Source organism: uncultured Pedobacter sp., from assembly GCF_913776295.1.
Lineage (GTDB): Bacteria > Bacteroidota > Bacteroidia > Sphingobacteriales > Sphingobacteriaceae > Pedobacter.
Genome location: NZ_CAJYOJ010000082.1, coordinates 21,792 through 35,122, shown reverse-complemented (window position 1 = coordinate 35,122; position 13,331 = coordinate 21,792). Strand labels below are relative to the sequence as shown.

The following is a 13,331-nucleotide window of genomic DNA, read 5'->3' as shown; positions in this document are numbered from 1 at the left end:
GATACCCGGAAACCAGATATAAAATCTTGCATCACCGCTTTGTTGATTTCGCTAAGCCAATAATGCCCATTTACAATGGTTCGTACATTCAATAATTTTAACCAAATATGAGATATAGAATTCTACCCAAAAGAATTATAGCCATCATTTTTTTGCAGATCCTGGTATTGGCCTTTTTCACAGCAGCAAACGCCAGCATTGCAGCTGTGTTGCTAAATAAAAAACCTGAACTTGCTGTCCTCAGCCAGGTCGATATGAGCATCACAGGCAAGGTAACAGACGAAAAAACGAAATCACCGATACCCGGAGTTTCGGTTAAGGTAAAAAATGGAACCACCACTGTTGTAACCGATGAAAACGGTAGGTACAAAATTAGTGTACCCGATGCCCAAACGGTGCTGGTATTTTCTTATATCGGGTACGACGTACAGGAAGTAGCGGTAGGTAATCTTAAAAATATCAATGTGGTGTTAAAGTCGGCACAGGCCAATCTGGACGAGGTGGTGGTGGTTGGTTACGGAACACAGAAAAAAGCAGATGTGACCGGATCGGTTGTGCGGGCAAATCTTGACGATTTCAGAAATTCACCTACTACCAATGTAGCCAACCTTTTGCAGGGAACGGTACCAGGATTAAATGTGGGGCAGGTAAACCGTGCTGGTGCCACACCAGGTATCAGCATTAGGGGGCAAAATACTTTGGGAGGCAACCAGAACGTATTGATTATTTTGGACGGGGTACAATACAATGGCTCCTTAACTTCTATCAATCCGGATGATATTGCTTCTATTGATATCTTGAAAGATGCAAGTGCCACTGCGGTTTATGGTGCACAAGCCGCGAATGGTGTAATCCTCATCACCAGCAGAAAAGGGGCCATCGGCCGGACGAGAATTTCTTTTTCTACTCAATACGCCACTCAAAAACCTAATATCGATTTAAAACCCATGGCGAGGGATGAATATTTAGATCACATTAGATATTTATATTATGATGAGGCCTTTCTTGCCCCCGATTTTACCAGACCTAATCCTGCATTTAATCTGATAGGTAAAGTAGATGCCTCAATGAAAGATGCTCAGGGTAATCTGCTGCCCAATGATTTCAGCTGGTATGATGAAGCGACTAAAACGGGTTCAATAGTGGATAATCAGCTCAGTGTATCAGGTGGAACAGACAAAATTAATTACCTGTTATCGGGCAGTTTAACCCGGAATTCAGGTTTTATCAATAATGATATTTTTAAAAGGAAAACCATCAGGGCGAATATTGAAACCAAAGCCACAGACTGGCTTACCATTGGCCTGCAATCGTTTGGTACTTTTGTAAATGAAGATGGCGTAGAACCAAATTTTGTAGATATCAATCTCATGTCGCCGTTAATTTTGCCCTGGGACAATAATGGGAACCTCAAAATCAATCCTTTCAATACCAATGTGGTTAACCCGTTGCTAAATTACCAGGCAAAAGACTACGATCGCCACAATTATTTCTTTGCCAATGTGTATGGTAACGTTCAATTGCCTGTTAAAGGCCTGAGTTATAAGATCAGTTTTGGCAATAATTACCGCCTCGATTTTAAAAACATTTCAAATATGTACGATGGCAACCTTACCGGGCAGGCTTCGAAAGAAAATACCACTTATTATGATTATACTTTTGATAACCTGTTAACTTATAATAAGGTGATTGGTAAACATAATTTTACCGGAACTTTGCTTTACGGTGCTATAGAACGTGATAACAGTTATACCAGGGCTTACTCCACAGGTTTTTCGAGGTTAACCCTGGGTTACGATAACCTGCAGCAGGGCACCAACCGTTTTGCGATATCCAATGCCTGGAAAGAAACCCTGAACTATCAGATGTTCCGCCTAAATTATAATTTCGACAGCAAATACCTGTTTACCGGTACCATTAGGAGAGATGGGTTTTCAGGCTTTGCTGAAAACAATAAATACGGTATTTTCCCGTCGGTATCAGCGGGTTGGGATATTTCTAAAGAATCTTTTTTCAAAGTTAACTGGGTAGATAACCTGAAGCTGAGGATAGGGTATGGCGTTGCCGGAAATCAGACGACCAGATATTCATCACTGGCCAACGTGGGTGTAAGTGCCTCTTATGTTTTTGGTGATGGCGGTTCCACACAATTTGGCCAGCAGGTGAATTCCTTATCCAATCCGGATTTAAAGTGGGAGCGCACAACAGGCGCCAATGTGGGTCTTGAATTTACCCTGTTTAAAAACAGGTTATCGGGTGTAGTTGAGTATTACGATACCAAAACAACCGATCTTCTTTATTCGGTAAACATTCCGGTAATTACCGGTTTTAGCAATATACTCACCAACATTGGCCAATTGAACAATAAAGGCCTGGAAGTTTCTTTAAACTCAAAAAACATCAATAGCGGTGAATTTAAATGGACATCTTCCTTAAATTTTGCCAGGAATGTAAACAAAGTGGTAAAGCTGTTAGGTGATCGTAACGGAGATGGTGTGGAAGACGATCTCCCTCAGAGTGGCCTTTTCATCGGTCAGCCTACTGCTGTAATTTACGATTACCAGGTAAATGGGATCTGGCAGGTAGGCGAGAAAATTCCAACTGGTTATTCTCCGGGCACTTTCCGTATTGTAGATCAAAATGGCGACGGGATGATCAATGCAAGCGATAGAGCGGTATTGGGATCATCAGCCCCGGCCTATAGGATCAGTTTGCTGAACAATTTTCAGTACAAAAACTTCACCTTGAGCATATTCTTAAATTCAGTTCAGGGGGGAGATAAATCTTACCTTGCCGGCAATACCCCAAGACTGATCAGGGATGATAATTCCATCCGGAACAATTACCTCAGCGGCATCGATTTCTGGTCGCCAGATAACCCCGATGGCAAGTATCCCCGTTCTATTGTTTCTGCAACCTTAAACCCGCCACTTTTCCAAAACCGCAGTTTTGTGCGGCTACAGGATGTTTCGCTGTCTTATAAATTCAGCGGGAAGCTGATTGAGCGCATGAAATTACAGAACCTGAATGTATTTATAAGTGGCAGAAACCTGGCTACCTGGACCAAATGGGATGGTTGGGATCCGGAAACTAACCAGGGATTGACCAATGATGGGAGGCCTGTATTCAAAGGTTATTCTGTAGGTCTAAATGTTACATTTTAAATAAAAAAACAATGAAAAAGATAACCTTTACGATTATAGCTGCTACCCTGTTCATGACGTTTTTATCCTGTAAAAAATCTTTTCTGGATGAAGAACCACTGGATTTTTTAAGCACCACAAATGCCTACAATAATATTAAAGACTTTGATGCTGCCGTGAACAATTTGTATAGCCGGGTTAGAAGCGAGTTCTATAACAGTGGCGAGCAACGGCCTTTCGATTATGTATTTGGTTGCGATCTTGTTTTTGACGGTCAGCCGGCTACAACCAGGCACACCAATATGGTTGCAGCCTATTCGCCGCTGAGTACCGAAATCCCTTTGATTCATTGGACATCTCTTTATAAAATTGTTGCGGAATCGAACACCATTATCGATCGTATTCCTGCTTCTGCCTTGTCTCCGGCAGATAAAATCTTAATGGAAGCCAAAGCCAAATTTTTCAGGGGAATGGCTTTCCGTACACTTGCCTATCTATACGGTGGTGTACCTTTAAACACAACCGAGGTGGTATCGCCCAAAACAGATTATGTACGGGCGCCGAAAACCGCGGTATTGGAGCAGGCCATCAGCGATCTTAAATTTGCATCAGCCAACCTGCCTGCCATCAACGTGGTACAGGATGGTGAAATTAATAACCTGGCCGCATATCATCTCCTGTCGGAAGTTTACCTGGCGGCAGGGCAGTTTCAAAATGCGGCAGATGCCGCTTCAACGGTGATCAGTAACCCCAATGTTGGCCTGATGACGACCAGGTTTGGGGTGAAAGCGTCAGATGCTACAAAAAATGTGTACTGGGATCTCTTTCAGCGCGGTAACCAAAATCGTAAAAATGGAACAAACCGGGAGAGCCTATGGGTAATCCAGTTTGAAACTGATGTACCTGGCGGTGGAGCTGTTTCTACAGGAATTGGCGGTTCTTACCAGATGGAACGACATTTCGCACCACAGTTTCTTACTTTCAGGCTTGCGGGCAGCAGTATTCAACCATTTTTATACCCCATCAGCGATTATACCGGCGGTAGGGGAATCGGTTGGGCAATACCCACCAAATATTTTTCGGATGTCATCTGGCAGAGCGATTTTAATAACGATCTCAGGAACGCACCATTCAATTTTGTGCGCGAATTTAAAGTAACCAATCCGGCACATCCACGCTTTGGGCAAACCATATCCACCATCAACCCGCCTGCGGGTATTACGGTACCAAGAAGAGATTTTTATGCTTTTCAATCAAAGGTAACTACTCCCGGCGACCATCCTGATGGTATGTTTCAGGATAAATCGCAGCTGTTGCTTAAGGCAAGCGCAGGCGGAACCTATGCCGACCAATACATGTTCAGGTTAGCTGAAACTTATTTGCTCAGGGCCGAAGCCTATTTAGGTTTAAGCCAGCTGGATAAGGCCGCAGCCGACATCAATGTGGTACGTGCCAGATCAAATGCATCTCCTGTACTGCCGGCCAATGTAAACATCGATTATATTTTAGACGAACGGATGCGTGAACTGGGATCGGAAGAGAAAAGGCGGATTACCCTGATGAGACTCGGCCTGGTTTATGATCGTGTAAAAAAATGTAATCCTTATTATAACGATATATTAACCACTTACAACCTGTGGCCTATTCCCGCTTCCGAAATTGAGCGTAACAACGGTGCTAAGTTGGAACAGAATCCTGGCTACTGATCATTGGTGGGTCATTTTAGAAAAATGCTTAGAAAGCAGGACAGAACAGGAGTGGTTATAATCAAAGCATATATCTGATTTTATTTTTTTAACCAAATTTTTCTACTGAACATGCTTTTAATCAAATTATAAATTAATATGTATAAAAAATCAATTGTCTTATTTTTATTCTTAATTCCCGGTAAGTTTCTGTTTGCCCAGAGTAACCTGCTTAAAGATTTTCCTGAAGGATTCGGACCAAAAGAGGTCGGCAAACGCCTGGCATACCGCTTTCCTGACCGAAAACACATGCTCCATGCGGGCAAATGGATCAGCTATCCTGAAACTTTTAATTGGGTGGGGGCGCTTCGCTACGCCAAATTAACAAAAGATAAAAAGCTCCTGTCACTTTTGGAAGAAAGGTTTGAGAAACTTACTTCGCAGGAAAGACAGCTTTTACCGATTATGAACCATGTTGATTTGAATATGTTTGGTAGTCTGCCATTGGAACTCTATCAGATTACTAAAGACAAACGTTATTTCGACCTGGGTATGCCTTATGCAGATACGCAATGGACGCTTCCGTCTAATGCTGATCAAAAGCAGAAAGAATGGGCAGATAAAGGTTTTTCCTGGCAAACGCGCCTATGGATTGATGATATGTATATGATTACCATTGTTCAGGCTCAGGCCTATAAAGCCACTGGCGACCAGAAATATATCGATCGCGCTGCCCGTGAAATGGTACTTTATCTGGATGAGTTACAGCGCCCAAACGGCCTTTTTTACCATGCACCCGATGTGCCTTTTTACTGGGGGCGTGGCAATGGCTGGATGGCAGCAGGCATGACTGAACTATTGCGTTTGCTGCCAAAGGACAATAAAGACCGCCCGCGGATTCTGAAAGGTTATGAAATAATGATGAAAAGTTTGAAAGATTACCAAAGGCCAAGTGGCATGTGGAACCAGTTAATTGATGAACCAGATTGTTGGGCGGAAACATCGGGATCGGCCATGTTTACCTATGCGCTGATTAGCGGGGTGAAACAAGGTTGGCTTGATAAACAGGAATATGCACCGGTGGCCCGGAAGGCCTGGCTGGCATTAGTGCCTTACATCAACGAAAAGGGTGATGTTGCAGAAGTATGTGTAGGTACAAATAAGAAAAATGATAAACAATATTATTACGACCGCCCTAGAAACGTGGGTGATTCGCATGGGCAGTCGCCATACTTATGGTGTACTGCCGCCCTTTTGGAAAAGTAAAGTTTGCTGTGCCGTATTTGGTACTATTCAGCCCCTCTCATAGAGCTGTTTGGCGCACATTCTGATCACCCTGGGGCGTCGTCTCCCAGGGTTCTTTATTTGGATTTTACATCATCAGTTCCGGTTTTACCCACTTTAATTAGATCGGTAAGGCTGAATTATAATTGGTATGATGCTATGCTTTTCCACTTCAGATTGGTAATGCTAACGCTGGCGACCTGAAACTATTTAAAATTCCTGGCAGGAGGGAATACTGTTTTATCTGCCTGCTCTCTTTTTTGTGTACGTTTGTTTTCTGCGGGGTAAGGTACGCGTTCGTCTGACCTTGAAAGCGTTAATAAAGGGAGTTCTTCCTGCCCTGTATCGGTAAGTCCTTTTAACAGTTTGGTCAGATCGAAACAGCGTTTAACAATGATGTGCACTACCTCACCCTCACGCTGTAGTTTTCCTTCTGCCATCAGAAGCCTTGCGCCCAGAATCTCCTTCCGGTACTTTTCAAAAAGATGTTGGAAAACAACCAGGTTAGCTACTCCTGTTTCATCTTCAACCGTGATAAAACAGACTCCGCCGGCAGTTCCGGGCCGTTGGCGTACCAGCACCAGGCCTGCAACTTTCACCAATCTGCCATCCCAGGATGCTGCTGTTTCTTTGGTAGAAAGAATATTAAGTAAACTCAGCTGCTCACGTACAAAACTTACAGGATGTGCTTTGAGCGATAGTGCCGTTGTGGCATAATCATGTACTACATGTTCAGAATTACGCATGAGTGGGAGTGATAACTGAGGTTCTTTTTCGCTTTCAGAGGCTTGTTTTTCGAATAAGCCTACCGGACGGTCTGCCAATGCCGAAACTTCCCAAAGTGCCTGCCGCCTGTCCATTCCAAGTGAACGGAAGGCATCCGCATCAGCCAAAATTTCCAGTGTGTGTTGTGATACACCGGCATCCATAAGCTCATGGATCATTTTATAGCAGGCCGTTCTTCCTTTAACAAGTAATTCCACTTCTTCTGTGGCAATGCCCTTGATCTGGCGAAAGCCCAGGCGAATGGCATGGTATTTTCCGGTTTTTTCCTCCAGTATATTGTCCCATACCGAATAATTAACATCTATCGCACGGACCTCTACGCCATGGTTCCTGGCATCAATCACAATCTGTGCCGGCTGGTAAAAGCCCATGGGCATGCTGTTGAGCAGTGCCGCTGCAAAAACATCCGGATAATAACATTTCAGCCAGCAGGACACATAAACTAATAGTGCAAAGCTCGCGGCATGGCTCTCCGGGAAACCGTAACTTCCAAAACCCTCTAACTGTTTGAAGATGCGTTTGGCAAAATCTTCACTATAGCCGCGTTCCAACATCCCTTCGATGAGTTTTTTTTCAAACTGGTTGACCAGCCCCTTAAATTTGAAAGTGGCCATGCTGCGCCTTAAAGCATCTGCCTCGGCAGGAGAAAAACCTGCAGCTACTATGGCAATTTTCATCGCCTGTTCCTGGAACAGAGGCACACCCAATGTCCTCTTCAATATTTCTTCCAGTTCAGGCGATGGGTATTCAACGGTTTCTTCATTATTCCTTCTTCTCAGATAGGGGTGTACCATATCTCCCTGAATAGGCCCTGGGCGTACAATGGCTACTTCGATCACCAGGTCGTAAAAACAATTGGGGCGTAAACGTGGCAGCATCGACTGTTGTGCCCGGCTTTCGATCTGAAAAACACCAATGGTATCTGCATTGCTGATCATCTCATATACCTTAGGATCTTCTTTTGCGTTAATATTCGCCAGGGTTAAATCCAGGTTATAATGTTTTTTAGCCAGATCAAATCCTTTCCGGATGCAGGTGAGCATGCCCAGCCCCAGTACATCGATCTTCAGAAAACCCAATGCGTCGACATCATCTTTGTTCCATTCAATATTGGTGCGGTCTGCCATACGCGCATTCAGGATAGGGCAGAGGTCTGTCAGTTTTCCTTGGGTAATTACAAATCCACCGGTATGTTGGCCTAACTGGCGGGGAAAACCCATCATTTGTCCGGTGAGCTGCAGCACCTTTTTTAAAAGCGGATCCTTTGGATTGAGTCCCGCTTCCAGTATCCGCGCTTCTTCAAACCATTCATCGGTAAACTCCCAGATTGCACCAGATAATTTAGCCACGGTATCTACCGAAAGGCCCATGGCCTTACCCACATCACGTATCGCACCTTTTTGATGCTGCTGGGTTACGGTAGCCACAATGGCTGCCCGGTCGCGGCCGTATTTCTGATAAATATATTGAATCACTTCTTCTCTACGTTCATGTTCAAAATCCACATCGATATCCGGCGGTTCATTTCTGGCCGAAGAAATAAAGCGCTCAAAAAGAAGGTCGAACTTGGTGGGATTAACCGAAGTAATGCCCAGGCAGTAGCACACCGTAGAATTGGCTGCAGAGCCGCGGCCCTGGCATAGAATACCCTTTGAACGCGCAAACCTGACAATATCATATACAGTAAGAAAATAGGAAGCATAGTTCATTTCTTCCATGAATTTAAGCTCATACCTGATGTTGGCAGCAATTTTTTCAGGGATTTCTTCACCAAACATCTCTTTGGCACCTTTCCAGGAGAGATAGCTAAGCTCCTCCTGCGGTGATCTTCCATCCGAAGTAATTTCTTCCGGATACACATATTCTAAACTATCGAGTGAAAACTGACAGGACTCAGCCAATAAAATACTGTTGTTTATCGCTTGTGGATACTGCCGGAAGAGTCTGATCATTTCTGCCTGATCCTTTAAATGCCGCTCTGCATTTTGATGGAGCAAAAATCCGGCGTTCTGGACCGTGCATTTTTCACGGGTACAGGTCAGGATATCCTGCAGTTCACGGCGATCAGGATGATGGTAATGTACATCATTGGTGGCAATGAGCGGAATATCCAGCACCTGCGATAACTGGTTTAGCCGGAACAGTCTTTTGTGGTCATCTCCGGTATAACCCATGGTTGCAGCTAAAAACAGATTACCGCCCAGTTTTTTTCTGAAATCTGCCAGTTGAGCTTTAAAGTTTTCCAGGTAATCAAAAATGGAATTCATTTCATCCGGGGGAATTACAATAAAATTTATACCCTCACTGTGTTCAAACACATCAGCCTGATAAAGGTGGCAACTGCCTTTTTCTGCCCGGCTATTGCCCAGGCTAAGTAAAGCAGAAAGACGGCAATAGGCTTGTCTGTCTGTTGGATAAGCCAATATCGATGGTCCATCCAGTAAGTCGAGCCTGCAGGCTGGTATCAACTCGATAGCGTGGTTTCTGGCCGCTACATGTGCCCGCACAATTCCTGCCAGGGTGTTGCGGTCGGTAATGGCTAGCTTGCGGTAACCCATGGCCGCCGCCTGATCGATCAGTTCTTCCGGGTGTGAAGCCCCCCTAAGGAAACTAAAATTACTGGTTACCTGAAGTTCTATATATTCCATTTTATTAAGCAAAAAAACCGTGTATAAACCACTTAGAGGCTTTCTCTGAACTATAATGTCCCGATCTGAAAAGCCAGTATCGTTTTCCCTCTGCATCTTCCAACTGGTAATAGTCCCGGTGTTCACCTTCCTCCAGCCACCATTCACGTTCAATGCGCTCCGGCCCGTCTGCCTTTTTTACCTGATGGGTAATACCCTGATAACGAAAGAGCATGGGGGGATAATCAGGAATAGGTGCAGTAACCTGTACAGGCTCAGGTACTTTAAGTAGCTGTACCGGGCGCAAGCGGTCGGTACGCCAGGGTAAAGAAAGCGGCTCTGTAATTGAATCCACTTTTTTGATGGATCGCTCCGGCCAGTGATGTGGCTGTGGCAGATAACGTTGAATGACCTGTGCACCCAGTTTTCCGGCCAGCCTATCCAAAAGTTCAATGACTTTTTGGTTGCCCATACTTTTTTCTGTTATCCATAAAGTTTCCTGGCCCGGATCCAGCTCATCAAAGCTTACCGCATCCATGGTAAAAAGTTCAATGCCCATCTTTGGCTCAATGTTATCGATCTGGAGTGAAAACAGCTTGAAAAGATGGCTCGTATTAATACTTGGGCTATTGGTACCAATCCGGGTTTTAATTACCCGTCCATCTATCCGATAGCTCTGCAAAAGGCCCGAACGAAGTCCCACTCCATCTCTTTGCATGCTGGCGCAGAGTTGCGACAGCAGTTTCTCTATGGCGATTTCAATGCCTTTTCTCGTTCTGATCGGCTCCATACTGGCCAATCTTTCGCTATAAACTTCGGGTACCGTAATTGGTGAAAAAAATTCTTCCTTTTGCCCTAAAACCTGTTCTATTCTTTCCATACTGCCTTCGCCAATCCTTCTGCGCAGTACCGATCGGGGCATGGAAATAAAGCTGCCGATGGTTTTTAGACCGAGCTTGATCAATTTTTGACTGGCCATGGGCGAAATGCGGAGCGCCATTGGCGGTAGAGGCAGAAGCGCATTCAGTTCTTCGCCGCTTTTAATGATGGGAGAAACCCTGCCATAACGCGATACGGCCCAGGCGGTACCCATGGTATCTGAAATCGCAGCCCTGACCTGATAGCCCAGCCCACGTAAGCGGTTAACGATTTCTCGCAGGTATTCCCTTTCACCTCCCCAGAGATGTGCACAGCCACTAATATCTAAAATCAGGCCCTGATCTTCTTCCACAGCCACTAATGGCGTATAACGGATGCACCACCTGCCAAGTGCGGCTAATAGCTTTTTGGATTTGTGGCATTGGTTTTCAATGACTTCCAAATCAGGAGCAATCGCTCTGGCATCAGCCAGCGGCATTCCTAAATGGATACCGAGCAAAGTAGCTTCTTTACTGGCAGCGGTAATCACCATCCGGTTGCCGGCCTTATCTGAAAAAACAAGCGACAAATCCCTTAGCGCTGGCTGTTTGATGCGGATCCAGTCGGTAAGCAAGGTAGAAAACCATATAGACATGTATCTTTTTTGCATCATACCGCCTTCCTGATTTTCAGATCGTTAACAGGTACTTCTTTTACCGGTTTAAAAACTCCGGCTGCATATTCGATTATCCAGCTGCCCGGTATTCCATTTTTAACCTTAAGCAGTTCAACGTGCCATCTGGCGAAGCCTAGTCCGGGTAATCCATCAATTGCCCCACTGGGCATAGCAGATATGCGCCACCTGGCGGCCGCCAGGGTAGAACTGAGTTTTTCAGCATTTTTTCGGATCACAAAGGCGGTAACCCTGCTTTTTTCGATCACCAGCTGGAGCCTTCTGCTTTGCGCAAAACTGATTTCATCCAGTTCGGTTACTACTGCAGCCAGGCTTTCGCACTTTAGCGCCTCCTCGCTGGCCCATAATACATCCTTTTCTTTTTGCAGATCAATAAAAATGATACGCTCTGGCGACAGGCCAAAATTGATCAGTGACGGTGGAAAGATTTTGCGTTGTGTACTGATCCACAGGCAAACACCATTCTTTTTCATCAGGGTAGAAAGCAATATGGATATAAAACCACCGCTTGCCGCTGCATCTTCCAGATTTGTGGCTAAAAATTCGTGCAGGGCAGCCAGCGGAAATACATTACCCGGGAAAGCATTTGAAATGATGCCCAGTCCAAAGTCTATTGCATGAGCATTTCTTCCAGGTTTAACACCCTGAAGATTCAGGATCTGTTCCTGAAGTTTGCCTATAATATCCTTTTTAACAGCCGCCATATCCTTTTACTAGGGCAAGGGAAAATAATCTCGAGACCACTCTTGCAAAGTTAATGCTAAAAATATTAGTATCTCTTAAATGTGAACAAATTTATCTGATTGTGGTTTTAAATAATCATAATTAAACTTTTGGACTCTGAAAAATGTTAATAAATACTAATTTATTTAGTATAAATTAGTATATTTGATCTTTAAAAAATAGAAAAGGATCTTTTTTATGACGGAGTTGGAATATTTTTTTGAGGATGAAAATGGCCTATCAGTGGTTTATCAATTGATCAGTTTTGGGGTTGGGGAGCCTTGGAAGATTGTGCGTGACGGTGAATTGATTGGCAGTATGAAAAAATGGAAAGGTACATGGAAACTGCAAAGCGGTGATGAACTTAGCGACGATCTGCTGATCGGTCTTACCAGTCATATTGATGCACAGCATTTTAACTGCCTTCCCGGGGAGATCAGTTCGCGTTGGCCAAATCTGGTAGAAAAAGTAGTGTTAAGGTCTGATACGGCTTATATGATCATCTGCAAAGAAGGGATTAATTTGAACAGCTTTCAAGCTATATTTTCGAGATTTGTGCCAGGTCTGCTCAAGGATGAATGGGCGATAAATTTCCAGGTATTCAACCATGATTTTTCGGATGATTTCTCCTTGCTTGCAAAGCCACTGGTTTATAAAAAAGAATCATTTGGATGGGAAGAGGTGGACAGGTAATGGAACAATTGACTCTTTTTGCACCTGGCGGGCAATCTGCCGGACTACCCGCAGATGTGCTCGAATATCGTGCAGGTTTTATCAATCAGGAACAAAGCGATCTGTTGCTGACAACACTTGTTGAAAACACCCCCTGGCAGCAAAGGCTTGTAAAAATGTACGACCGGGAAATACTTACACCGAGGCTTACTGCCTGGTATGGTGATGTTGCCGGTATTGACTATGGCGCCCTTGGCAAATCCACGCCAATAGAATGGACAACATTACTATTGGAACTTAAAAGATCGGTAGAACCTATTTCTGGAATAACCTTTAATAGTGTATTGCTCAATTACTATCGTGATGGCAATGATTCGGTGGCCTGGCATAGCGATAAGGAAACGGCAATGGGATCGCACCCCGTTATCGCCTCAGTGTCCTTTGGCGCAGTGAGGAGTTTTGATATCAGAAAAAAAGAAAATCACCGGGAGAAATATGCAGTTAGGCTAGAACATGGGTCTCTTTTAATCATGAAAGGTGATTTGCAGGCCAGATGGGAACACCGGATTGCCAAGACTACTCAACATATCGGACCAAGGGTAAACCTGACTTTCAGGCGGATTATCAATCCATCTGTGTGATATAAGCTCACCACTAAAATAACTATAACATTTTTTACGGTTAACCTGAAGAAATTACTGATTTACAGGGGCAGGTTCCGGCTGTTTCGGTCTTCTAAAATAATTGGAAATTACAAACCCTAAAAGCCAGGGCGAAAATAATATGATGAAGAATTTCTTCTGATGGATATATGAAATGTCAAGGCTGATAAAAGCCGGTTTAAGGTGTTAATTTTTAA

The 13,331-nt window shown here is 44.2% G+C and carries 8 protein-coding genes; 5 read left to right on the top strand and 3 right to left on the bottom strand.

Annotated elements, in window-relative coordinates:
• Positions 1-107: 107 nt before the first annotated feature.
• The 3 genes from QZ738_RS19560 to QZ738_RS19550 all read left to right on the top strand — a co-directional run bounded on the left by QZ738_RS19560 (position 108) and on the right by QZ738_RS19550 (position 6,094).
• A complete protein-coding gene (locus tag QZ738_RS19560; RefSeq protein ID WP_293789756.1) occupies positions 108-3,164 on the top strand; it encodes a TonB-dependent receptor in 3,057 nt (1,018 codons plus the stop codon).
• A gap of 11 nt (positions 3,165-3,175) precedes the next feature.
• Positions 3,176-4,849 carry a RagB/SusD family nutrient uptake outer membrane protein gene (locus QZ738_RS19555; protein WP_293789753.1) on the top strand — a complete coding sequence of 558 codons (1,674 nt, stop codon included), beginning with the start codon at positions 3,176-3,178 and terminating at the stop codon, positions 4,847-4,849.
• Between the two features lie 138 nt (positions 4,850-4,987).
• Positions 4,988-6,094, top strand: a complete 1,107-nt coding sequence (locus QZ738_RS19550; protein WP_293789750.1) for a glycoside hydrolase family 88 protein — start codon at positions 4,988-4,990, stop codon at positions 6,092-6,094.
• Between the two features lie 224 nt (positions 6,095-6,318).
• Here the strand turns inward: QZ738_RS19550 and QZ738_RS19545 are convergent, their stop codons facing one another.
• The 3 genes from QZ738_RS19545 to QZ738_RS19535 are packed head-to-tail and all read right to left on the bottom strand — an operon-like array spanning position 6,319 to position 11,781.
• Positions 6,319-9,546, bottom strand: a complete 3,228-nt coding sequence (locus QZ738_RS19545; RefSeq protein WP_293789748.1) for an error-prone DNA polymerase — start codon at positions 9,544-9,546, stop codon at positions 6,319-6,321.
• 4 nt (positions 9,547-9,550) lie between these two features.
• Positions 9,551-11,056: a DNA polymerase Y family protein gene (locus QZ738_RS19540; RefSeq protein WP_293789745.1), complete on the bottom strand. Its 1,506-nt coding sequence runs from the start codon at positions 11,054-11,056 to the stop codon at positions 9,551-9,553.
• The gene (locus QZ738_RS19535; protein ID WP_293789742.1) at positions 11,053-11,781 is read right to left on the bottom strand and encodes an Error-prone repair protein ImuA; all 729 of its coding nucleotides are present in this window, start codon (positions 11,779-11,781) and stop codon (positions 11,053-11,055) included. The genes QZ738_RS19540 and QZ738_RS19535 overlap by 4 nt, the downstream gene beginning before the upstream one ends.
• A 217-nt stretch (positions 11,782-11,998) precedes the next feature.
• On the opposite strand from QZ738_RS19535, the gene QZ738_RS19530 reads away from it, so the two are divergent.
• Both QZ738_RS19530 and QZ738_RS19525 read left to right on the top strand, forming a co-directional pair.
• Complete coding sequence (locus QZ738_RS19530) at positions 11,999-12,493, top strand: hypothetical protein (protein ID WP_293789735.1); 495 nt, start codon at positions 11,999-12,001, stop codon at positions 12,491-12,493.
• A complete protein-coding gene (locus tag QZ738_RS19525; protein ID WP_293789733.1) occupies positions 12,472-13,113 on the top strand; it encodes an alpha-ketoglutarate-dependent dioxygenase AlkB in 642 nt (213 codons plus the stop codon). The genes QZ738_RS19530 and QZ738_RS19525 overlap by 22 nt, the downstream gene beginning before the upstream one ends.
• Positions 13,114-13,331 lie beyond the last annotated feature (218 nt).